Source organism: Flavobacterium rhamnosiphilum (assembly GCF_004349195.1).
Lineage (GTDB): Bacteria > Bacteroidota > Bacteroidia > Flavobacteriales > Flavobacteriaceae > Flavobacterium > Flavobacterium rhamnosiphilum.
Window position 1 is genome coordinate 81,638 of the sequence record NZ_SMLG01000008.1, and the last position, 23,776, is coordinate 105,413.

Genomic DNA, 23,776 nt, shown 5'->3' on the forward strand with positions numbered 1-23,776 from the left:
ATTTTATATCTGAATTTTAAAACTTATAAACAACATAAAAAAATATAACAAAATAACACTAAACTGTTATATTTTTTTATCTTTGAACCATACAATAAAACCGAAAAAATGACCTTTGACAGAAAAAATCTTACTGACGATCAATTATTAGATTTATATAAAAGAATCCTGAAACCAAGACTGATAGAAGAAAAAATGTTGATTCTTATCCGTCAGGGAAAAGTATCAAAATGGTTCTCTGGAATTGGCCAAGAGGCTATTTCTGTAGGTGTTACGGCAGTTTTAGATTCGGATGAGTACATTTTGCCAATGCATAGAAATCTTGGTGTTTTCACTGGAAGAGACATTCCGTTGTACCGTCTTTTTTCGCAATGGCAAGGTAAAGCCAATGGTTTTACCAAAGGTCGTGATCGAAGTTTTCACTTTGGAACACAACAATACAAGATTATAGGAATGATTTCGCATTTAGGTCCACAATTAGGCGTTGCTGACGGAATCGCTTTGGCCAATAAACTCAAGAAAAACGGAAAAGTTACGGCAGTTTTTACCGGCGAGGGAGCAACAAGCGAAGGTGATTTTCATGAAGCGTTGAATATAGCTTCGGTTTGGGAATTACCGGTTCTATTTGTGATAGAGAATAACGGTTATGGACTTTCGACTCCAACGAATGAACAATACCGTTGCGAAAACCTAGCCGATAAAGGAAAAGGATACGGAATGGAAAGTCATATTGTCGATGGAAATAATATTTTGGAAGTCTATAATTTATTATCTGAATTGAAAGCTTCGATGAAAGAAAATCCGCGCCCTGTTTTATTGGAATTCAAAACCTTCAGAATGCGCGGGCATGAAGAGGCGAGTGGTACTAAATACGTTCCGCAAGAGTTAATGGATATGTGGTCGATTAAAGATCCAGTAGAAAATTATAGAAAATACTTAACCGAAAACGGAGTTCTTACTGTCGATTTTGATGCGGCTTTGCATACTGAAATAAAGAAGGAAATTGATGAAAGTCTGGCTATTGCCAATGCGGAACCTGAGATTGAAGCTTCTTTAAGTGAAGAACTAAATGATGTTTACAAACCGTATGCATTCGAGCAAGTTAATCCTTCAGAGGAAAAAGCAAATATTCGTTTTATAGATGCGATTTCTACCAGTTTGAGACAATCAATGGAACGCCATGAAAACTCAGTAATCATGGGTCAGGATATCGCTGAATATGGCGGTGCTTTCAAAATTACAGATGGTTTTGTAGCGCAGTTTGGCAAAGAGCGTGTTATCAATACGCCAATTTGTGAAAGTGCAGTGGTTTCGGCAGGAATGGGATTGTCGATTAATGGATACAAAGCGATTGTGGAAATGCAGTTTGCCGATTTTGTTTCAACAGGATTTAATCCAATTGTGAATTTATTAGCCAAATCACATTACCGATGGTTAGAAAAAGCCGATGTTGTGGTCCGAATGCCATGCGGTGGCGGAACACAAGCAGGACCTTTTCACTCGCAAACCAATGAAGCTTGGTTTACCAAAACACCAGGTTTAAAAGTGGTTTACCCGGCATTTCCGTATGATGCCAAAGGATTGTTGAATACTGCTATAAACGACCCAAATCCGGTTCTGTTTTTTGAACACAAACAATTGTACAGAAGCGTTTACCAAGACGTACCAAAAAATTATTATACCATTCCATTAGGAAAAGCGGCTTTATTGAAAGAAGGTAATGATGTTACTATTATTTCGTTTGGAGCAGCGGTGCATTGGGCTTTGGATACTTTAGCAAAAAAACCTGAAATTTCGGCTGATTTATTGGATTTAAGAACCTTACAGCCTTTAGATACAGAAGCTATTTTTGCTTCTGTGAAGAAAACGGGAAGAGTGATTATTTATCAGGAAGACAGCATGTTTGGCGGAATAGCCAGCGATATTTCGGCAATGATAATGGAAAATTGTTTCAAATACTTAGATGCTCCCGTAAAACGCGTAGCAAGTTTAGACTCGCCAATTCCGTTTACAAAAGCATTGGAAGATCAATATTTGCCGAAAGCAAGGTTTGAGCAAACGTTGCAGGAATTGATCGAATATTAATATTTTCAATAAAATTTATACAAAAAATGGCTTCCAAAATCAGGAAGCCATTTTTGATGTTTAAACTATAATATCAAAACCTTTTTTTATCCAGATGCTGTTGAAGTCTATCTTTATCTGTTTTGTTATCAAGTTTTAATTGAGCATATTTTATTTTTTGCTTTAGAAAATCTGACAATTTTCTATTGTTATTTCCATTGAATGAAAAATAATAATTTAATTTTAGAATAGTTGAATATTTTAAAACTCCTATTTCCATAAAATTTATCAATTCATCGGAATACTTATATATATTTTCTTCGTCAGTATCCATTAGAATTAGATATAAAATAAATAATTTGTATTGATTATTTTTGTAATTTTTTTTGAGTTCTTCAATTTTTGACAATATTACTTTTTCAATATTATGTTGCGCTATATTATCAGTCATGTTAATTTGAGATATAAATGGCAATATTTTACTTATAGTCTCTAAAATATTTTCGTTATCAATATTTTCAACTTCTTTTAAGTCTTTCTCAAATTCTTCAATAAAATAGAAACCGAAATTTATATATGTTTCAAGTAAAAAATCTAGTATTTCTGATAATAATTTTGCATCAGTAACACCATCCATAGTTTTAAAAACTCTAGCTAAAACGGATATATATCTTTCATAAATTTCTAAATCGAGCTTTGAAACATCATATTGTTTTTTCATTGAAATTTCACTGTTGATCGATACGCTGTCAAAATTATCTTTTAACAAATCTTTTTTCTCATTCTCAATAGGTTCAACAGGATTTAAAGCTTTGGTGATATTCTCTAAATTAATATCATTTTTGTCTGAAACTTTTGAAATCAAAATAATATCTGAACGTCCCATTTCTTCGTATCTTTTATTTATAGGACTGAAATATTGATTAGTTTTTTCAAAAATTAGTTTTAAAAAATCAATATCTTCATTTTTAATACCACTATATATTTCAAATTCATTTTTAAAAGAAAGATAGACATCGTCATTAAGTGCTTCTTCCAAAAACTCTTTATGTTCAGACATGTAATATGCTATGAAAAATTCAAATATACCATTCAATCTAAATGAAATTCTTTCATCTTCTTTAACTTTCAAAACGCCGGAATTAATTAAATACTCTAATATTTCTTTTGCTTCTGCTTTAATTCGGGTGTTATTATCAATATAAATTTCTAATTCTATTAATATTTCTGAATATTTCTTTGAATAATTATTTTCACTATTATTAAATAAAAGAAATTTTGCTAATTGCCCACAAATAGATTTTATTTGAGAAAATGAGACTTTACTATTTTTTAATACCCTAAATTTCTTATCTAATATTTCATCTACACATAAATCTAAAAGATTATATATATTTTTTGAAATATCAAATTTTGATTTTTTATGAATCAGCATTATTAATGATACTGTCCAATAACTTAGGGGTAATTCAATTTGTTTGCAAAAACTAATTATTTTTTCCAATAATTTGTCCTGACTTTCATTTGTTATGATATCATTTTTTTCGATATATGTTCTTACATCGTTTCTAGATATATCATGCAAATATATTTTTTGATATTCCCTACTATCAATAATGTATTCATCATATAATCTTGATGTAATATAATCGCAGGTCAATACAAAATTAACATTTGGAAATTCTTCTAGGAATTTAGAAAGTAGTTTACAAAAAGGATGCTTCACATCAAAATTGTCAATAAATAATCTAAAATTATGATTTTTAATTATCTCTTTTGTTTTTTCTCTACTTAAACCATAATACTTTCGAATTTCATCAATCAAATCTTTTGAATCTATTTCTTTGAAATCAATATAAAAAGGAATGTTACCATTTTTTGAGTAGTTTTTTAAATGATAAATCTGAATATACTTTAAAAGTGATGTTTTTCCTGATTTATCATAACCATAAATAAAATAATTATTTTCATTTATTAATAATGTATCAAAATTAAAATTATTCGAATCCGAAGTTGTATTCTCTTTAATCTCTTGTTTCGGGCTTAATTTTATTTTTGGCTTATTAAATAAATCCATGAATAAATTGTCATTATCATTATCTAAATTATTTGATAATAATAAATCTTTAGCATTTAATAACTCAGTCGTTAATTTTATATTTACCTTCTCTCTGATTCTATTTTGTTCAGATTTTTCAATCCCACAAGGAATCAAGACTTCAACTTTCTCTATTAATTCGAATGAATCTTTTTCAATATTGAAATGATATTTGTTTACAAATGCATTCTCTTCAAAATCTGCATTATACTCAATAATTGAAAAACCAACATGTTTTTTATCCCACGTAAGAGATGCCGGTGATACATGCGCAAAAATGCCATTATTTTGCTTGTAATGAGTCGTAATCTCAGATTCATGTATATGACCCGAGAACATAATATTACAATTTTTATAAATTAATTCTTGAAGTTTACTTTGGTTAAAATCTTTGAACCAATGAATTGGATGATGTAATACGACAAATATGCATTTATAATTTTTTACTTCAAAAAGTGCTTCTTCGAGTAAATGAGTAGGAAATAATAATTTCCCATTTGAAGTGTCATCAACGGATCGCCAGGAAGAATTTATAGAAATTATTCCAATATCTTTATTGTCAATTTTTCTTTTATGGACGGTGCAAAGCTCATTAATAATATTATTTTCTGAGTTTTCATAGAAGTCAGTAATAAATAAATTATAATTTTCGGTTGTTTTTAAACTATTTTTAAAATCATTATCATTTTCTTTAAAAAATGAATATAATTTTTCTAAATCAGTAATTTCATTTTCAAATCTATTTTCGAGTGATTTTGATTTGAAACTTCTATCCATATCATGATTTCCTGCACATAATATAATATTATTCAACGGAATTTTTAATATTTTTGAGATTTCATTTAAAAATAAATCTTTAGCATTTAAAAATTCTTTAAAATCATTGCCTTTATTCACTAAATCTCCTGAAAAAATAACTAAATCAATTTTTTTATCTAAATTTTTGAGATAGCTTAAAAAATTTATAATCATATTATTTTGTGTATTCTTTTCATACGATTCAGAGTTATAATGTAAATCGGTAATGTGCAAAATATTCATATAAATATGGTGGTTTAAGTTGTTAATATTGTGATAATTAGTTTAGTTGTAAGTGTCTAAAATAAGTTGCATTTAATATTTAGAAAACCTATCGATTAATCAACTTGGCTTTTTCCTTGATAATATCACTGATTTTTCGGTTCTCTATTTTGCTTTCGAGCCAAGAAATAATATCCAGATAAAGGAATGCCCTTTTTTCGTAGGTGTTTTTTTCCAATTCGATAAATCGCGCTCTCATTTTTATAAACTCCTTTTTGATATCTGTTGGATAAATGGAGTTTAAGTTTTTCAAAAATCGAATGATTTCTTTTTGCACTTCATGTAAATCATTCATTTTGATGAGGAATTTATAAGTGTTTTTCAACTGGTTTTCCAGATAATAATCTTTTCCTAATTCATAATGAGCAATCAAACACAGTATTCTGGCAAAACACATTAAATCTTCTCGCATCGAAAGATTTTTGTTGTTTATGATTTTTTCTAAATAGAATATACATTCTGCATATTTTTCGTTCCCAAAATAAATAGACGCAAATTTATAGTAAAACAACATTTCGTGATGTTCATCAAGATGATCTGTATGAATTTTTAATTTGTTTACTATTTCAGGAATTAAGTATTCGCTTTCGGCAAACGTACCTTCCAGAATATGATAATTCAACTTATTGTTATACAAATACAGGAATGATAATGATGCTATATTGTCATTCACCGGGAACCGCGGATCTTTTATAGTGTCCTCCAAAAGCAATAAATATCTTTTGAATTTTGATTTGTATTTAAGCATAAATAGTGATTCCAATAAATAATGGTTTCCTTTTAGGAAAAATACAGGATTCAAATAAATCATATTTGGGTTGTCATAAAAAAGTGTCACCCATTTTAAAGCGTATTTATAGCAGGAAAGAAAATCCTGTACTAAGAAACTGCGCCAGAGATTGGCATTGTAAAACCAATATTTTTCTCTGAAACCGAACTTTTTCTCATCAAATTTAGAAATGTGTTTATTGAAATAGTCGTCAATGTATTTGTATTCTTCGTCACTTTTTACATAACCGGTTTTAAGCATAATACCGTACAGTTGCAACGATAAATTAGATAATTTACTGGAAATGGTATTGCGGTAATTCAGTTCTTTGGCCTGAATAACTAACTCATCAGCTCGTCCTTGGATACTTCTTGTGATGTACTGTGATTCAATAAGTTTTTCGAATTCTACGATTTCATAGGCCATGAGTTTTTCGTCATTCTCCAAGGCTAAAATCTTTGTTTTATCCAAGATTTTTAAACTCTGTTTGTATAACCCTTTATTGTACAATATGGCAGCAAAATCAATTTGTTCTCTAAGCTGATACCTAATGTTCTGGCTGGGAATATTCAATCGAATGCTCACTAAAATTTGTTTGTACAAGTATGATTTTAGATTCGATAATTGTACTTTTTTAATGATACCACTTTTCAGAATCAGTTTCTCATCATAGACTTCTGATTTGTCTAAAATATTGAATAATTCAATAAATTTTGTATTGGAACTGGTTTCCAATCGGCTTGCAAAAATCTTGAATTGTCTTTTTTCAGATTTTGAAAGGGATTTTATTAATACAAATAAGAAATCTTTTTGATGGTTAGCCATTGTAAAATATAGTAACTTAATGTGTTGTTTTTCAGTATCTTACAAAGTTATTATTTGCTTTATAAGCAGTATATTTCATTAAATTGAGTTTTATATTAAAGTAATGAAAGATATTTTTGTTATCAAGTTGTGAAATTACATTAAATAAATGAAAATGAATAGAGAGAAAGTTCAAATTTTTGATACCACTTTAAGAGACGGCGAACAGGTCCCAGGATGTAAATTAGATACCAATCAAAAACTCGTTATAGCAAATCGACTGGACGAAATGGGTGTTGACATTATTGAAGCTGGTTTTCCTGTGTCTAGTCCAGGTGATTTTTTATCTGTTTCAGAAATAAGCAAGGTGGTTAAAAATGCAGTTGTCTGCGGATTAACAAGAGCGGTTAAAAATGATATTGATGTTGCTGCAGAAGCTTTAAAGCATGCAAAAAGACCTCGTATACATACTGGAATAGGAACTTCGGATTCGCATATAATACACAAACTAAACACAACCAGAGAAGATATTATTGCCAGAGCAAAATTTGCCGTTTCACATGCTAAATCGTATGTTGAAGATGTGGAATTTTATGCTGAAGACGCTGGTAGAACAGATAATGAATTTTTGGCTCGAGTCTGTGAAGAAGTAATAAAATCAGGGGCTACCGTACTTAATATTCCAGATACAACGGGTTATTGTTTACCCGAAGAATATGGTGCAAAAATTAAGTACTTAAAAGAAAACGTCAAAGGGATTGAAAATGTAATCTTGTCTTGTCATTGCCATAATGATTTAGGAATGGCTACAGCTAATTCAATTGCAGGAGCGGTAAATGGCGCCAGACAAATTGAATGTACGATAAATGGAATAGGTGAAAGAGCCGGAAATACAGCGCTGGAAGAAGTAGTGATGATTTTCAAACAACATCCTTATTTGAATTTGGATACCAATATCAATACACGTCAGCTGAATGAAATGAGCCGATTGGTTTCTGAAAGTATGGGAATGATGGTACAACCCAATAAAGCAATTGTTGGTGCAAATGCTTTTGCGCACAGCTCCGGAATTCATCAAGATGGTGTGATAAAAAATAGAGCGACTTATGAAATCATGGATCCTTTAGAAGTAGGAGTCAATGAATCATCTATAGTTCTTACCGCCAGAAGTGGTAGAGCAGCTTTGGCCTACAGAGCCAAAAAAGTAGGGTACGAACTTTCAAAAGTGCAATTAGATGTTGTTTATGGAGAGTTTTTAAAGTTTGCCGACATTAAGAAAGAAGTTCTTGATGATGATATTCATCAAATAATTGAAGCTTGTAAAATGAATAAGGAATTAATCCTTAACTAAAATATTTTGATTTCTATTAAAATCTAAATCTTACTATTATGAACTTAAAAATAGCAGTACTTTCAGGAGACGGAATAGGTCCGGAGGTAATCTTACAAGCAAAAAAAGCGTTGTATGCAATTGGTGTGGTTTTCGATCATGAGTTTGTTTTTGAAGACGCTCTTATTGGTGCTGTTGCTATTGAAAAAACAGGAAATCCTTTGCCGGAACAAACATTGAATCTTTGTTTGAACACTGATGCTATATTGTTTGGAGCTATTGATGATTCAAAATACGATACTAATTCAGATTCAAGATTACGTCCTATACAAGGATTATTAAAATTGAGACAAGCATTAGGATTGTATGCGAATATAAGACCTATAAAACCTTATAATGACTTATTGGATTTATCTCCTTTGAAAAGAAAAATAATTGAAGGCGTTGATTTTATAATCTTCAGAGAAATTTCGGGAGGATCCTATTTTAGTGAGAAAAAGATTAATGAACAGGGAACGTTAGCTTCTGATTTATGTGAATATTCAGAAGAAGAGATTATTAGAATCAGTCATTTGGCTTTTAGAACTGCTCAAAAAAGACAAAAAAAGGTGACTTTGGTTGACAAAGCCAGTATTCTTGAAACGTCACGATTATGGAGAAAAGTAGTGAAAGAAATTGCAGAAGGATATCCTGATGTAACCTTAGATTTTCTTTTTGTTGATAATGCTGCGATGCAAATAATCATTAATCCAAAACAATTTGATGTGATTCTGACTGAAAATTTATTTGGCGATATTTTATCTGATGAAGCAAGTGTAATTACGGGTTCAATAGGATTATTACCATCAGCATCTTTAGGAAATTCAAATGCTCTTTTTGAACCTATTCACGGTTCCTATCCAGAAGCAAATAGAAAAAATATCGCTAATCCTATCGCTTCAATAGTATCAGCGGCGATGCTTTTGGAACATTTTGGTCTTCAAGTCGAATCGCAAAAAGTATACGAAGCAGTACAAAAAGCAATTGAATTGAATGTCGTCACGGCAGATTTAAATCCCTATTCAAAATTTGGAACAAATGAAGTGGGAGACTTTATTTCAAATTACATTTTAAGTAAAGACGACCTATATTTTAAAAGTGACAATGTCTATATAGGACAATCAACTATTGTTTAACAAGCAATAATCAAAAATGCATTTAATAATTGAAAATGCATATAATATTGAGATTATATTTTTTTAGTACTATTTGTTTTTATACTTTTGAAGCAAATAAAAATAAAAAAATGCAAATCGTATCTATTATTTCTTCAATTATTAATGTCAATGTGATTATCACATGTGCAGAGGGAATGGTATAGATATAATTAAAAAAATATTTAAAACCTCCCAATTATTTTGGGAGGTTTTTTTTTGGAATAAATTTAAAATACAGAAACAATCATATAATGGAATTAAATAAATACAGCAAGACTATTACTCAAGACCAAACGCAACCGGCAGCACAAGCGATGCTTTACGGAATTGGTTTAACTGAAGAGGATTTAAAAAAAGCACAGGTAGGAATCGTAAGCATGGGTTACGAAGGAAATACGTGTAACATGCACTTAAATGATCTTGCAAAAGATGTTAAACAAGGGGTTTGGAATGCTGATTTAGTCGGTTTGATTTTTAATACAATTGGTGTCAGTGACGGTATTTCGAATGGTACAGATGGTATGCGCTTTTCTTTAGTATCTCGTGATGTAATTGCGGATTCTATCGAGACAGTAATGGGAGCGCAATGGTATGATAGTTTGATTGCAATTCCAGGTTGTGATAAAAATATGCCAGGAGCCTTAATCGCTATGGGAAGAGTAAATCGCCCAGCCATTATGGTTTATGGAGGGTCAATTCACTCTGGAAAATGGAAAGGGGAATCTTTGAATATTGTGTCTGCTTTTGAAGCATTAGGAAAAAAATTCCAAAATACTATTTCTGATGAAGATTTTAAAGGAGTTATTCAAAATGCATGCCCAGGTGCTGGTGCTTGTGGCGGTATGTACACAGCAAATACCATGTCATCAGCTATCGAAGCACTGGGGATGAGTTTACCGTACAGTTCCTCGTATCCCGCTTTGAGCAAAGAAAAAAGACAAGAATGTCTTGAGGCTGGAAAAGCAATCAGGATACTATTAGAAAAAGATATTAAGCCAAGAGATATTATGACTCGTAAAGCTTTTGAGAATGCGATTACACTGGTAGCCGTTTTAGGAGGTTCTACAAATGCAGTAATGCACTTAATTGCAATGGCACATTCTGTTGATGTCGAAATTACTTTGGAAGATTTTCAAGCAATAAGTGATAAAACTCCTGTACTTGCTGATTTAAAACCGAGTGGTAAATACATGATGGAGGATTTACATGATGTTGGAGGTGTTCCTGCAGTAATGAAATATTTGTTAAAAGAAGGATTTATTCATGGAGACTGTTTAACCGTAACTGGAAAAACAGTTGCCGAAAATTTAGCTTCGGTTCCTGATTTGAATGATGGACAAGACGTAATTTATGAAATCCAAAAAGCATTAAAACCAACAGGAAATATTCAAATATTATATGGAAACCTTGCTTCTGAAGGAGCTGTTGCAAAAATAAGCGGTAAAGAAGGAGAATATTTTGAAGGAACTGCTGTTGTTTTTGAAAGTGAATTCGATGTAATTCCAGGTATTCAAGCTGGAATGGTAAAACCAGGGGATGTAGTCGTCATCCGATATTGTGGACCAAAAGGCGGTCCTGGGATGCCTGAAATGCTAAAACCAACATCAGCCATTATTGGAGCCGGATTAGGAAGTAGCGTTGCCCTGATTACTGATGGTAGGTTCTCTGGAGGTTCACATGGATTCGTGGTAGGTCACGTAACACCGGAAGCTTATGATGGTGGTGGAATTGCACTCGTCAAGAACGGAGATATAATTACCATCGATGCAAAACACAATACGATAAATCTCAAAATTTCTGATGAAGAATTTGCAGCCAGAAAAGCAAGTTGGGTTCAACCGGCTTTAAAGGCTACTAAAGGAGTTTTGTTAAAATATGCCAGATCCGTCTCAAGTGCATCCACTGGATGTGTAACCGATAAATAATCCTCCCCCCAACCCCCTCCGAAGGAGGGGGAGTCGAGGCTCAAATATCAGAAGTAAAAAAAACACTCCCATTGCGTTATCCCTCCCCCTCCTTCGGAGGGGGTTGGGGGGAGGAAAAAAAATGAAAAATGAAAAATAATAAAATATCCGGTGCCGAAGCCGTTATTAGATGCTTATTAGAAGAAGGAGTAGACTTAGTTTATGGTTATCCCGGTGGAGCTATAATGCCAGTTTATGACGAATTATATAAATTTCAAGATCAATTACAGCATGTTTTAGTACGTCACGAACAAGGCGCAACTCATGCGGCTCAGGGATTTGCAAGAGCAACAGGAAAAGTGGGAGTTGCAATTGCAACTTCGGGCCCGGGAGCAACAAATTTAGTTACAGGAATTGCAGATGCGCAAATCGATTCGACTCCTATGGTTTGTATCACGGGACAAGTAGGGAAACATTTATTGGGATCTGATGCATTTCAAGAAACCGATATTATTGGAATTTCGACTCCGGTAACCAAATGGAATTACCAGATTACGGAAGCTTCAGAAATTCCTGAAATCATTGCTAAAGCATTTTATATTGCTAAATCAGGTCGACCAGGTCCAGTATTAATTGATATTACAAAAAATGCTCAGTTTGACGAAATTGAATTCAGTTATAAAAAATGCACCAGTATTAGAAGTTACAATCCGAAGCCAACTTTAAATCTTGAAAAAGTGGCAGAAGCGGCGGAATTAATCAATAATGCCAAAAAACCGTACATTATATTTGGACAAGGAGTAATTCTTAGTGAAGCGGAAGCGGAGTTGAAAGCTTTGGTTGAAAAATCAGGAATTCCGGCTGCTTGGACTATTTTAGGACTTTCAGCAATGCCAACAGATCATCCATTAAATGTAGGTATGGTGGGAATGCACGGAAATTACGGTCCTAATGTTTTGACAAATGAATGTGATGTTTTAATTGCGCTTGGAATGCGTTTTGACGACCGTGTTACAGGAAATTTAGCCACTTATGCAAAGCAAGCCAAAGTAATTCACTTTGAAATTGATCCTGCCGAAGTAGATAAGAATGTAAAAACTACTGTAGCTGTTTTGGCTGACTTAAAAGAGTCTTTAACGGCTTTAATTCCTTTAATCGAAAGCAACTCTCATGAATCTTGGCATAATGAATTTAAAGAGAAATATGAAATTGAATTAGAAACGGTAATCAATGACGAGTTAAATCCAAAGAAAGAAGGAATTTCTATGGGAGAAACTATTGAAATGATTAACAAGCATTCAAAAGGTGATGCCATTATGGTTTCGGATGTGGGACAACACCAAATGTTTGCTTGTCGTTATGCCAAATTCAATTCTACAAAAAGTAATGTAACATCTGGTGGTTTAGGAACTATGGGATTTGCATTGCCTGCTGCAATTGGAGCTAAAATGGGAATGCCGGATCGTGAAGTAGTAGCAATTATTGGTGATGGCGGTTTTCAAATGACCATTCAGGAATTAGGAACTATTTTTCAAACCAAAGTCCCTGTGAAAATTGTGGTGCTAAACAATGAATTTTTAGGAATGGTACGTCAGTGGCAACAATTGTTTTTTGACAAAAGATATGCTTCTACGGAAATGATCAATCCTAATTTTATAGCCATTGCCGAAGGCTATTATATCAAAGCGAAAAAAGTAACCAAAAGAGAAGATTTAGATGCGGCTGTTGCCGAAATGATGGCTTCAAAAGAATCGTATTTTCTTGAAGTTATGGTAGAAAAAGAAAATAACGTATTCCCAATGATTCCAACAGGAGCATCAGTTTCTGATATCCGATTAAGTTAATATTATGGAAAATAAAACATTCACCATTTCTGTTTATTCAGAAAACAACGTTGGCTTATTAAACAGAATATCTGGAATATTCTTGAAACGCCATATCAATATTTTGAGTTTAAATGTATCCGAATCTGAAATTGAAAATGTTTCAAGATTTATCATTGTAGTGAATACAACCGAAAAATGGGTGCAAAATATAGTTGGACAAATCGAAAAACAAATCGAAGTCATCAAAGCATTTTATCATATTGACGAAGAAACTATTTTCTTGGAAAATGCACTATTCAAAATTGAGTCGAGCTTACTTTTTGATGAAAAACAAATTCAGAATATTATTAAAGAAAGCCACTCCGAAATAGTTACGGTTGCGAGAGACTTTTTTGTGATTTCAAAATCAGGACAACGTGCTGAAATAGAATCGTTATACGAAAAATTAAAACCTTTTGGAATCATGCAATTTGTGCGTTCCGGAAGAATATCGGTTTCCAAAGCAAAAATGGAGATTTCAACATTATTAGAAGAACTTAAACAGGAATCTGTTTAATTTTTAAACCTATCAATTATAAAATTTTACAATCATTAAATAATAAAAAATGGCAAATTATTTCAATTCATTACCACTTAGATTACAATTAGAACAATTAGGCGTATGCGAATTCATGGACCAATCTGAATTTGTAGACGGAATTAAAGCTTTAGCAGGAAAAAAAGTAGTCATTGTAGGGTGTGGAGCACAAGGTTTGAACCAAGGTTTGAACATGAGAGATTCTGGTTTAGATATTTCTTATGCATTGCGTGCCGATGCAATTTCAGAAAAAAGAGCTTCGTTTAAAAATGCTTCTGATAATGGATTCAAAGTGGGAACGTATGAAGAATTAATCCCAATGGCTGATTTGGTTTGTAACCTTACACCAGACAAGCAACATACTGCTGTAGTTACAGCGATTATACCTTTGATGAAAAACGGATCAACTTTGGCTTATTCTCACGGATTCAATATTGTAGAAGAAGGAATGCAAATTCGTAAAGACATCACTGTAATTATGTGTGCGCCAAAATGTCCGGGATCTGAAGTGCGTGAAGAATATAAAAGAGGTTTTGGTGTGCCAACTTTAATTGCGGTTCACCCTGAAAATAATCCAAATGGAGAAGGATTTGAACAAGCAAAAGCGTATGCAGTCGCTACTGGTGGTCACAAAGCAGGAGTTTTGAACTCTTCATTTGTTGCCGAAGTAAAATCGGATTTAATGGGAGAACAAACCATTCTTTGTGGAATGTTACAAACAGGTTCAATTTTATGTTTTGACAAAATGGTCGAAAAAGGAATTGAGCCAGCGTATGCTTCAAAATTAATTCAATACGGTTGGGAAACAGTAACGGAAGCCTTGAAACACGGTGGAATTACTAATATGATGGATCGTCTTTCAAATCCTGCAAAAATTGAAGCGTATGAATTGGCAGATGAATTGAAAGACATCATGCGCCCATTGTTTCAAAAACATATGGATGATATTATTTCAGGGGAATTTTCAAAAAACATGATGATTGACTGGGCTAATGATGATATCAATTTATTGACTTGGAGAGCTGCAACTGCAGAAACCAACTTCGAAAAAACAGCGCCAACAGCTGCGCATATTTCAGAACAAGAGTATTTTGATAATGGTGTTTTGATGATTGCCATGGTAAAAGCAGGTGTAGAATTGGCTTTTGAAACAATGACTCAAACAGGAATTATTGAAGAATCAGCATATTATGAATCTTTGCACGAATTGCCTTTGATTGCAAATACAGTAGCCAGAAAAAAATTATATGAAATGAACAGAATCATTTCGGATACAGCGGAATACGGTTGTTATTTATTTGACCATGCCTGCAAACCATTATTAACGGATTTCATGAAAAAGGTAGGTGCTAATGTAATAGGAAAACCTTTTTCAACTTCAAATGGAGTAGAAAATGCGGTTCTTATTGCTGTAAATAAAAGCATTCGTCAACATCCAATTGAAGAAGTAGGTGAGTGGTTGAGAGAATCGATGACCGCTATGAAAAAAATAGGATAATAAAATAGGAATTACCACACAAGAGGGTGTGTTGGGATTAGCACTATATCATTTGATTTCATAATATTTTGAATTAGTTAAAACTTATTAAAAAAGATAAATGGATATGGATGCTTTTACATTCACACAACTTTAAACGAGCTTAAAGTTGTGTGAAGTAATCCCTATGAAACAGATGGGAAGTAGTAGAAATATCCATGGTTATTTTTTTTAAATAAATCAGTACAGAAGATTTTAACACTATGAGTTCTTGATTTGAACTGAATTATTTTGGTTAATTATAGTTTAAAAAATTATCGCTTATAGTCTTAAAATAATTGTTGTTAAATTTTGTTGATACAAAGGCGAGATGGACTTAAATCTATCTTGCCTTTTTGTATTTTACTTATTTTGTAAAAAACGATAAGAATTAAACGGATTACTAATAAAAGCGCTTTTTTATTTGATAATTCATTTTTTTTTGTGGGTATTTATGATTTAAATAATTTTAAGAATAGCGTGAGATTTAATACTTTTATAAAAAATAAAAACATGAGCTACTATAAGATTCAAAATTTAGAACAATATTTTAAACATTATAATAAATCAGTTCGTGAACCAAGAAAATTTTGGGGAAAAATAGCAGAAGAAAACTTTACCTGGTACCAACAATGGGATAAAGTTGTTGATTTTAATATGGGGGAGGCCGAAGTGAAATGGTTTACAGAAGCAAAAGTAAATATCGTTAAAAACTGCATTGACAGGCATCTTGCAAAAAGAGGAGAAAAAACGGCCATTATTTTCGAACCCAATGATCCATCAGAAACAGCATTGCATATCACCTATAATGAATTGCATCAACGCGTTTGTAAAATGGCAAATGTACTGCGTGAACAAGGAATAAAAAAGGGAGATAGAGTTTGTATCTATTTACCTATGATTCCTGAATTAGCCATTACAACTTTGGCTTGCGCCAGAATTGGAGCGATACATTCCGTTGTTTTCGCGGGATTTTCGGCATCAGCAGTGGCAACAAGAATAAATGACAGTGATTGTAAAATGGTTATCACATCAGATGGTGGCTATCGCGGTAATAAAACTATCGATTTAAAAGGAATAATTGACGAAGCACTGGTAAACTGTCCTGGTGTTTCAAATGTATTGGTTGTCAAAAGAACGAATACTGCCATAAATATGCAAGAAGGTCGTGATCAATGGTTACAACCACTTTTAAACGCAGCTTCGGACAATAATGTAGCCGAAATTATGGATGCCGAAGATCCTTTGTTTATTCTTTACACTTCCGGTTCTACCGGAAAACCAAAAGGAATGGTGCATACTACAGCAGGTTACATGGTGTATACCGCTTATACTTTTAAAAATGTATTTAATTACGAAGAAAACGATGTTTTTTGGTGTACCGCTGATATTGGTTGGATAACCGGACATTCTTACATTCTTTATGGCCCATTATTGAATGGTGCAACAACCGTTATTTTTGAAGGAGTTCCTTCCTATCCAGATTTTAGCCGTTTTTGGGAAACCATCGAAAAGCATAAAGTGACGCAGTTTTATACGGCGCCAACAGCAATCCGAGCCTTGGCAAAAGAGAGTTTAGATTATGTGCAAAAATATCCTATGAAGTCTTTAAAAGTGATAGGATCTGTTGGAGAACCTATTAACGAAGAGGCATGGCACTGGTACAATGATCACGTAGGAGGAAAGCGATGCCCTGTTGTTGATACGTGGTGGCAGACAGAAACCGGCGGAATAATGATTTCTCCAATTGCCTTTGTAACTCCAACAAAACCTACTTATGCTTCCTTGCCATTACCCGGAATTCAACCTGTTTTGATGGATGATAAACGCAATGAAATAGAAGGCAATCAGGTTACGGGAAGTCTTTGTATCAAATTTCCTTGGCCTGGAATTGCTAGAACCATTTGGGGCGATCATCAACGTTATAAAGACACTTATTTTAGTGCTTTCCCAGGCAAATATTTCACTGGAGACGGTGCTTTGCGTGACGAAGTAGGTTATTACAGAATTACGGGACGCGTAGATGATGTAGTGATTGTTTCGGGGCATAATTTAGGAACTGCACCAATTGAAGATGCCATAAATGAACATCCGGCTGTGGCAGAAAGTGCTATTGTAGGCTTCCCGCATGACATAAAAGGAAATGCTTTGTATGGTTTTGTGATTTTAAAAGAAACCGGAGAATATCGTGATCGAGAAAATCTAAGCAAGGAAATCAATCAACATATTTCAGACCATATAGGACCAATTGCCAAGTTAGACAAAATTCAATTTGTTTCTGGTTTGCCAAAAACACGCTCCGGAAAAATCATGCGTAGAATTCTTCGCAAAATAGCTGAAGGGGATTGTTCTAATTTTGGTGATATCTCAACACTTTTAAATCCTGAGATTGTAGAGGAAATAAAAGAAGGAAAACTATAATTAATTAGGAGCCGTTTGTAACAAAACGGCTTTTTTTTTGAATAAAAACAGGAAAGTAGCGCTTATTTTATATCAAATAATTATGTAAGTTTTATATTAAATAATATAGCTGCGTTCTCAAACAAATCCATAAATTTACTTCTCTATGAAAAATAATGAAGTTTTAATTATTGGTGGTGGTTTAGCAGGATTGACTGCTGCGATTCATTTGTCTAAAATTGGACTTCAGGTTACTGTAATTGAAAAAAATGAATTCCCAAAGCATAAGGTTTGCGGCGAATATATATCTAATGAAGTCTTGCCTTATTTCAATTGGTTGGATTTAAACATAGCTGATTTAAATCCTACAAATATCACAAAACTTGAGTTTTCAACAGCAAGCGGAAAAACAATTAAAAGCGTTTTGCCACTTGGTGGTTTCGGAATTAGTCGTTTTGTTTTAGACGAATATTTGTATAAAAAAGCACTTAAAAACGGATGCAAAATACTTCAAAACAATGTAGAAAGTATAGCATTTGAGGTCAATCAATTTATAGTTACGACTGCTAATAAAAACATTTTAAAATCAGAAATAGTTATTGGTGCATTTGGAAAACGTTCTAACATTGACCAGAAATTAAATAGAGATTTCATCCAGAAAAAATCATATTGGTTGGCTGTTAAGGCGCATTATTCGGGAGATTTTCCAAATGACAGTGTTGGTCTTCATAATTTCAAAGGTGGATATTGTGGTGTTTCTAAAGTAGAAAAGGACACAATTAATATCTGTTATTTAGCAGATTACGAGACTTTTAAACAGTTTAAAAATATTGATGAATATCAAAATAGTGTAGTTTCTAAAAACCCTCATTTAAAAGTAATTTTCGAAAAAAGTAGTTTGCTTTTTGAAAAACCTTTAACCATAAGCCAAATATCTTTTGAGAAAAAACAAGCCGTTGAAAATCATATTCTAATGATTGGCGATACCGCAGGACTAATTCATCCTTTGTGTGGAAATGGAATGGCAATGGCAATTCATAGTGCAAAAATTGTTTCAGAATTAGTGGAGAAATATTATACCAATGAAATTAAATCCCGAAATGAATTAGAAGAAAAATACACTCAGGAATGGAATTTAAATTTCAAGAAAAGGCTTAAAATGGGCCGATTGTTATCGAATCTTTTGCAAAAGCAAAAACTTTCAGCCGTATTGATGCGTATATTAATTATATTTCCATTTTTATTATCAAAAATTATAAAGAATACGCACGGAACCCCAATAACTTTAAATTCATAAATGTTTCTAAATACAAAATTCAGAACCGATACGCTTGAAACGATGGATGATTTTGCCATGGAAGGAGAAATCTTGCGTGATGCATTGGATAAAATTGCCAAAATCAATCAACTTTTAGGAGGGAACCAGCTAACTTTAGAAGGCGTTCAGGATTTGATAAGTAGTATTTCAAAATCAAATGAAATTGTAATTGTAGACGTTGGGTGTGGCAATGGTGATATGTTGCGAACTTTAGCTGATTTTGGATTAAAAAACAAGCTAAAATTCCAGTTAATAGGCATCGATGCCAATCGTTTTACAATTAGTCATGCGCAAAAATTATCTGAAAATTACCTCAATATTAGCTATCGTTGTGAAGATGTATTTTCTAAATCATTCAATGAATTAAAATACGATATTGTTTTGTGTACTTTGACATTACATCATTTTAAAGACAATGAAATTGTTGATTTATTAAACGTATTTAATACCAATTCGAATATTGGAATTGTTATTAATGACTTGCATAGAAATGCAATAGCATACCGATTATTTCAGGCATTGTGTTTTGTGTTTCAATTGAATGAGATGTCTCGAGAAGATGGATTAACTTCAATTTTAAGAGGTTTTAAAAAAGAAGAATTGATCGAATTTTCTAAAAAATTAAGTTTTAAAAACTATAAAATTCATTGGAAATGGGCTTTTCGTTATCAATGGATAATTTCTAAAATATGAGTGTAAAAATCAAAACCGTAACAAAACAGTTACCAAAATATTCCAGAAATACAGATGAAATCATTCCTTTTTTGGATGCATGGTTAGTGGGGCAAGACGAACGTTTCATTAGAAAAGTAAAGAAAATTTTTGAAGGAGCAGCTGTTGATAAACGCTATTCCATTATGGATCCAATTGAAGTGTTTACCAAAACTTCATTTGAAGAAAGAAACGATATTTATGTTCGTGAAGTCATTGATTTAGGCGAAAAAGTGTTAGAAAAAGCGCTAAAAAAAGCCAATTGGAACCCTGAAGATTTAGACTATATTATTACGGTAAGTTGCACTGGAATAATGATTCCGTCACTAGATGCTTATTTGATTAATACATTAAAATTGCGTCAGGATATCGTTCGGCTTCCCGTTACCGAAATGGGTTGTGCTGCCGGAATTTCAGGAATTATTTATGCTAAAAATTTCTTGCAGGCCAATCCGGGGAAACGTGCTGCTGTAATTGCAGTTGAAAGTCCAACAGCAACATTTCAATTGGATGATTTTTCGATGGCAAATATTGTAAGTGCGGCAATTTTTGGCGATGGTGCGGCTTGCGTTTTACTTTCTTCACATGAAGACGATGAAGGTCCGGAAATTGTAGCGGAGGAAATGTATCATTTCTATGACACTATTCACATGATGGGTTTTAAACTCACGAATTCTGGATTGCAAATGGTTCTGGATATTGAAGTTCCAGAAACGATCGCTTCTCATTTTCCCGATATTATTCACCCCTTTTTAGAAAAAAACAATTTAAAAATGGAGGATATTGATCATTTAATTTTTCATCCCGGAGGAAAGAAAATTGTTCAAACGGTTGAAGGTTTGTTTTCTAATTTGGGTAAAAATATAGACGATACTAAAGAAGTTTTGCGTTTGTATGGGAACATGTCAAGCGCAACGGTTTTATATGTTTTGGAACGAATCATGGATAATCAGCCCAAAAAAGGAGAGAAAGGATTAATGTTGAGTTTTGGCCCTGGTTTTTCAGCGCAACGAGTTTTATTACAGTTTTAAACAAGAAAATGAATAACCAAGAAATTATAGCACAATTACCGTATTCTAAGCCATTTTTGTTTGTGGACGAAATTCTTCAAATCAATGAAAATGGGGTGGAAGGAACCTACACTTTTGATGAAAATCTTGATTTTTATAAAGGTCATTTCAGAGATAATCCGGTGACTCCGGGAGTGATTTTGACGGAAGTTATGGCGCAAATTGGATTAGTTTGTTTGGGGATTTTTTTATTAGATAATTCATTTAATAGAAATGCCTCAATTGCTTTAACATCAACAGAAATAGAATTTTTAAAACCTGTTTTTCCAAATGAAAAAGCAATGGTAATTTCAGAAAAAATATATTTTAGATTCGGAAAATTAAAATGTAAAGTCATCATGAAAAATGAAATAGGAGAGGTTGTTTGTACAGGAATAATCGCAGGTATGGTAATTTCTAAATAAATGAAAAAAAGAGTAGTTATAACAGGTCTTGGTGTTGTTGCTCCAAATGGAGTAGGACTTGATGCGTTTACGCATGCCATCAAAAACGGAATTTCGGGAATTAAGCACGACGCTGAGTTGGAACGATTACAATTTTCTTGTCAAATAGCAGGAAAACCGGAGATTTCTACTGAATTAGCATTAAAATATTTTTCTGAATTGGAGTTAAGAAACTTCAATTCCACTGGGATTTTATATGGTGTAATTGCAGGAATTGATGCATGGAAAGATGCTGGTTTATCTTTAGAAATAAATGAAGAACCGGATTGGGGCAGCGGAACTATTTTTGGTACAGGAACTTCTGGAATTGATAAATTTCGTGAAAGCATTTATAAAATAGATGATTTTCAAACGAGAAGATTAGGCAGCACCGCCGTTGCTCAAACGATGAATAGTGGTGTCAGCGCTTATCTGGGCGGAAAATTAGGATTAGGAAACCAGGTTTCAACTAATTCCTCAGCGTGTACGACCGGCACGGAGAGTATTTTGATGGCTTTTGAAAGGATAAAGTCAGGTCAGGCCAAACGTATTTTAGCAGGAAGCACCAGCGATTCCGGGCCTTACATTTGGGGTGGCTTTGATGCCATGAAAGTCTGTACTTTTAAGCATAATGAAAATCCCGAACAAGGCTCAAGGCCAATGTCAGCAAGTGCTTCAGGATTTGTTCCCGGAAGTGGAGCTGGAGCTTTGGTTTTGGAAGATTTAGAAAGTGCGATTGCACGAGACGCTACAATTTATGCTGAAGTTTTGGGTGGAAATGTCAATTCCGGTGGACAACGCGGACTAGGAACCATGACCGCTCCAAACCCTATTGCTGTACAGAAATGCATTCAAAATGCTTTAAAAAATGCAGGAATTTCTGCCAATGATATCGATGCAATCAACGGACATTTGACAGCCACATCAAAAGATAGTCTTGAAATTCAGAATTGGAGTGAAGCTTTAGGACGAAATGGAAAAGAATTTCCATACATAAACTCTTTGAAATCAATGGTAGGTCATTGTTTATCGGGAGCGGGAAGTATTGAAAGTGTGGCTTCTATACTGCAATTGCATCACGGATTTATTTTCCCGAATATCAATTGTGTCGATTTGCATCCTGAAATTACGGCAATAATTGATGAATCGAGAATACCACAACAACTGATTGAAAAGGAATTAAATATAATTGCAAAAGCCAGTTTTGGGTTTGGAGATGTGAATGGATGTGTAATTTTTAAGAAATACATTTAGTCATATATTGGCAGGTAATTTTGAATTCAATACATTAACAAAAAGCAAAAAATTATGAATAAAGAACTAACAATTGAAGAATTAAAAAATATAGTAAAGCCGTATATTCAAAATCAAGAAGCTTTTGATCTGCTTACGGAAGATACTGATTTTATAAATGACTTGAAGATCAATTCTGCTAATTTAGTAGATGTTATTTTAGATATTGAGGAGAAATATAATATTGTAATCGATAATGAATCAATGGAGCGTATGGTTAACGTAAAATCGGCATTGGAAATTATTGAAACCAAATTAGCAGAGAAAAACTAGGGAATTAGCGGTAAAAAAGTCAGTAAAAAATGATTGGAAACGACATAGTAGATTTGGCTTTAGCCAGAAAAGAAAGTAATTGGAAACGGAACCGGTTTTTAGACAAAATCTTTACTGCAAAAGAACAATTACTCATTGCTGATACCGAAAACCCTGAAATAATGGTTTGGAATTTATGGAGCAGAAAGGAAGCTGCTTATAAAATCTACAACAGAGAAACGGGAATTAGAGGGTATTTTCCTTTACAATTAGAATGTGTCTATGAAAATGAAATTTCAGGCTCAGTTTCAATAAAAGGGAATACGTATTTTACAAAAACTACAATTTCTGATGCATTCATACATACGATTGCCGTAGTGAAAAAAGAAAAATTTGATACGATCAGAAAATTAAATTCAAACGAAACAATTAGTAAAAGTGATGGAATTCCTTTTATAATTGACGAACAGACTAAAATAACTAAACCGGTTTCTATCAGCCATCACGGGCGATTTTGGGAAGGAATTACCTTGATTGATTAGAATAATATTATTTTATTCCCAGTTTTGATTTTAATTTTAAGAATAGCAACGACGTTTTATAAGCATCTTCAGCAGAGGAATTTCGGTCACTTTTAGAAATATTATATACCGTACAAAGTTCATCAAGAGAAAATTGTTTATCATTAATATCATGCAGTTTTCTATGCATAATATCAACATCTAAAGCTTCGTTTTTTAATCTTCCACAGTCCAGTCTTTCTAATGCTGCGTTAATCATTTCAACATCAAAATCAATATGATGACCCACTAAAGTCGAATTTCCAAGATACTCTATCAACAATTTTATAGCTTCGGCTTCACCAAGTTTTTTAATTTTACTTTCCACCAAAAATTCATTTGAAAGACCGTTATCATGAAGAAACTTGTATTGTAGCAATACCGCTTCAAAACTATCGCCAATAACAATACTGTTATCGATTACGGCAAATGAACCTATGGATAAAATAACATCTTTGACTGGATTCAAACCGGAAGTTTCTGTTGACAAAACAACAAATCGGGTTGATTTCTTCTCAAATTTAGAAAGATAGGTCTTCCAAAATTCTGGATATTCTTTATTAATGTTTTTTAACCAGTCTAACAT

The 23,776-nt window shown here is 32.9% G+C and carries 18 protein-coding genes; 15 read left to right on the top strand and 3 right to left on the bottom strand.

What is annotated here, in order from left to right:
* Positions 1-108 precede the first annotated feature (108 nt).
* On the top strand, positions 109-2,085 hold the full coding sequence (locus E0I26_RS11425) for an alpha-ketoacid dehydrogenase subunit alpha/beta (RefSeq protein ID WP_131916608.1): 1,977 nt from the start codon (positions 109-111) through the stop codon (positions 2,083-2,085).
* A gap of 73 nt (positions 2,086-2,158) precedes the next feature.
* Here E0I26_RS11425 and E0I26_RS11430 read toward each other — a convergent pair whose 3' ends face one another.
* Together E0I26_RS11430 and E0I26_RS11435 are read right to left on the bottom strand one after the other, a co-directional pair.
* Positions 2,159-5,203 (bottom strand): metallophosphoesterase, encoded by a 3,045-nt coding sequence (locus E0I26_RS11430; RefSeq protein WP_131916609.1) that lies wholly within the window; start codon positions 5,201-5,203, stop codon positions 2,159-2,161.
* Between the two features lie 88 nt (positions 5,204-5,291).
* Complete coding sequence (locus tag E0I26_RS11435; protein ID WP_131916610.1) at positions 5,292-6,836, bottom strand: hypothetical protein; 1,545 nt, start codon at positions 6,834-6,836, stop codon at positions 5,292-5,294.
* A gap of 154 nt (positions 6,837-6,990) precedes the next feature.
* Between E0I26_RS11435 and E0I26_RS11440 the strand changes: the two genes are divergently transcribed.
* From E0I26_RS11440 to E0I26_RS11505, 14 genes are all read left to right on the top strand, one after another.
* Complete coding sequence (locus tag E0I26_RS11440) at positions 6,991-8,166, top strand: 2-isopropylmalate synthase (RefSeq protein ID WP_131916611.1); 1,176 nt, start codon at positions 6,991-6,993, stop codon at positions 8,164-8,166.
* Between the two features lie 38 nt (positions 8,167-8,204).
* Positions 8,205-9,320: a 3-isopropylmalate dehydrogenase gene (leuB, locus tag E0I26_RS11445; protein ID WP_131916612.1), complete on the top strand. Its 1,116-nt coding sequence runs from the start codon at positions 8,205-8,207 to the stop codon at positions 9,318-9,320.
* Between the two features lie 272 nt (positions 9,321-9,592).
* Positions 9,593-11,266 carry a dihydroxy-acid dehydratase gene (gene ilvD / locus E0I26_RS11450; protein ID WP_131916613.1) on the top strand — a complete coding sequence of 558 codons (1,674 nt, stop codon included), beginning with the start codon at positions 9,593-9,595 and terminating at the stop codon, positions 11,264-11,266.
* A 128-nt stretch (positions 11,267-11,394) separates the two neighbouring features.
* Positions 11,395-13,089 (top strand): biosynthetic-type acetolactate synthase large subunit, encoded by a 1,695-nt coding sequence (gene ilvB / locus E0I26_RS11455; protein WP_131916614.1) that lies wholly within the window; start codon positions 11,395-11,397, stop codon positions 13,087-13,089.
* A gap of 4 nt (positions 13,090-13,093) precedes the next feature.
* Positions 13,094-13,627, top strand: a complete 534-nt coding sequence (gene ilvN, locus E0I26_RS11460; RefSeq protein ID WP_131916615.1) for an acetolactate synthase small subunit — start codon at positions 13,094-13,096, stop codon at positions 13,625-13,627.
* 49 nt (positions 13,628-13,676) lie between these two features.
* The gene (gene ilvC / locus E0I26_RS11465) at positions 13,677-15,146 is read left to right on the top strand and encodes a ketol-acid reductoisomerase (RefSeq protein WP_131916616.1); all 1,470 of its coding nucleotides are present in this window, start codon (positions 13,677-13,679) and stop codon (positions 15,144-15,146) included.
* Positions 15,147-15,662: 516 nt separating this feature from the next.
* Positions 15,663-17,585 (top strand): acetate--CoA ligase, encoded by a 1,923-nt coding sequence (gene acs / locus E0I26_RS11470; RefSeq protein WP_262712057.1) that lies wholly within the window; start codon positions 15,663-15,665, stop codon positions 17,583-17,585.
* Between the two features lie 145 nt (positions 17,586-17,730).
* Complete coding sequence (locus E0I26_RS11475; RefSeq protein ID WP_131916618.1) at positions 17,731-18,861, top strand: NAD(P)/FAD-dependent oxidoreductase; 1,131 nt, start codon at positions 17,731-17,733, stop codon at positions 18,859-18,861.
* On the top strand, positions 18,862-19,575 hold the full coding sequence (locus E0I26_RS11480) for a methyltransferase domain-containing protein (protein WP_131916619.1): 714 nt from the start codon (positions 18,862-18,864) through the stop codon (positions 19,573-19,575).
* Positions 19,572-20,624, top strand: a complete 1,053-nt coding sequence (locus tag E0I26_RS11485; RefSeq protein ID WP_131916620.1) for a type III polyketide synthase — start codon at positions 19,572-19,574, stop codon at positions 20,622-20,624. The genes E0I26_RS11480 and E0I26_RS11485 overlap by 4 nt, the downstream gene beginning before the upstream one ends.
* A gap of 8 nt (positions 20,625-20,632) precedes the next feature.
* A complete protein-coding gene (locus E0I26_RS11490; protein ID WP_131916621.1) occupies positions 20,633-21,067 on the top strand; it encodes a 3-hydroxyacyl-ACP dehydratase FabZ family protein in 435 nt (144 codons plus the stop codon).
* On the top strand, positions 21,068-22,339 hold the full coding sequence (locus tag E0I26_RS11495; protein WP_131916622.1) for a beta-ketoacyl-[acyl-carrier-protein] synthase family protein: 1,272 nt from the start codon (positions 21,068-21,070) through the stop codon (positions 22,337-22,339). It begins immediately after the preceding gene.
* Positions 22,340-22,393: 54 nt separating this feature from the next.
* Entirely contained in the window at positions 22,394-22,651 is a 258-nt protein-coding gene (locus E0I26_RS11500; protein WP_131916623.1) for an acyl carrier protein, read from the top strand.
* Between the two features lie 29 nt (positions 22,652-22,680).
* Positions 22,681-23,172: a 4'-phosphopantetheinyl transferase family protein gene (locus tag E0I26_RS11505; protein ID WP_131916624.1), complete on the top strand. Its 492-nt coding sequence runs from the start codon at positions 22,681-22,683 to the stop codon at positions 23,170-23,172.
* Between the two features lie 7 nt (positions 23,173-23,179).
* Here the strand turns inward: E0I26_RS11505 and E0I26_RS11510 are convergent, their stop codons facing one another.
* Positions 23,180-23,776 carry a 3'-5' exonuclease gene (locus E0I26_RS11510; protein WP_131916625.1) on the bottom strand — a complete coding sequence of 199 codons (597 nt, stop codon included), beginning with the start codon at positions 23,774-23,776 and terminating at the stop codon, positions 23,180-23,182.

What these genes read in the sequence shown, in the direction of transcription:
- E0I26_RS11475 (WP_131916618.1), top strand. Translation starts at nt 17,731, where the DNA reads ATGAAAAATAATGAAGTTTTAATTATTGGTGGTGGTTTAGCAGGATTG.
- ilvC (WP_131916616.1), top strand. Translation starts at nt 13,677, where the DNA reads ATGGCAAATTATTTCAATTCATTACCACTTAGATTACAATTAGAACAA.
- E0I26_RS11505 (WP_131916624.1), top strand. Translation starts at nt 22,681, where the DNA reads ATGATTGGAAACGACATAGTAGATTTGGCTTTAGCCAGAAAAGAAAGT.
- E0I26_RS11510 (WP_131916625.1), bottom strand. Translation starts at nt 23,776, where the DNA reads ATGTTAGACTGGTTAAAAAACATTAATAAAGAATATCCAGAATTTTGG.
- E0I26_RS11490 (WP_131916621.1), top strand. Translation starts at nt 20,633, where the DNA reads ATGAATAACCAAGAAATTATAGCACAATTACCGTATTCTAAGCCATTT.
- E0I26_RS11440 (WP_131916611.1), top strand. Translation starts at nt 6,991, where the DNA reads ATGAATAGAGAGAAAGTTCAAATTTTTGATACCACTTTAAGAGACGGC.
- E0I26_RS11430 (WP_131916609.1), bottom strand. Translation starts at nt 5,203, where the DNA reads ATGAATATTTTGCACATTACCGATTTACATTATAACTCTGAATCGTAT.
- E0I26_RS11485 (WP_131916620.1), top strand. Translation starts at nt 19,572, where the DNA reads ATGAGTGTAAAAATCAAAACCGTAACAAAACAGTTACCAAAATATTCC.
- ilvN (WP_131916615.1), top strand. Translation starts at nt 13,094, where the DNA reads ATGGAAAATAAAACATTCACCATTTCTGTTTATTCAGAAAACAACGTT.
- E0I26_RS11480 (WP_131916619.1), top strand. Translation starts at nt 18,862, where the DNA reads ATGTTTCTAAATACAAAATTCAGAACCGATACGCTTGAAACGATGGAT.
- leuB (WP_131916612.1), top strand. Translation starts at nt 8,205, where the DNA reads ATGAACTTAAAAATAGCAGTACTTTCAGGAGACGGAATAGGTCCGGAG.
- E0I26_RS11425 (WP_131916608.1), top strand. Translation starts at nt 109, where the DNA reads ATGACCTTTGACAGAAAAAATCTTACTGACGATCAATTATTAGATTTA.
- ilvD (WP_131916613.1), top strand. Translation starts at nt 9,593, where the DNA reads ATGGAATTAAATAAATACAGCAAGACTATTACTCAAGACCAAACGCAA.
- E0I26_RS11500 (WP_131916623.1), top strand. Translation starts at nt 22,394, where the DNA reads ATGAATAAAGAACTAACAATTGAAGAATTAAAAAATATAGTAAAGCCG.
- E0I26_RS11435 (WP_131916610.1), bottom strand. Translation starts at nt 6,836, where the DNA reads ATGGCTAACCATCAAAAAGATTTCTTATTTGTATTAATAAAATCCCTT.
- E0I26_RS11495 (WP_131916622.1), top strand. Translation starts at nt 21,068, where the DNA reads ATGAAAAAAAGAGTAGTTATAACAGGTCTTGGTGTTGTTGCTCCAAAT.
- ilvB (WP_131916614.1), top strand. Translation starts at nt 11,395, where the DNA reads ATGAAAAATAATAAAATATCCGGTGCCGAAGCCGTTATTAGATGCTTA.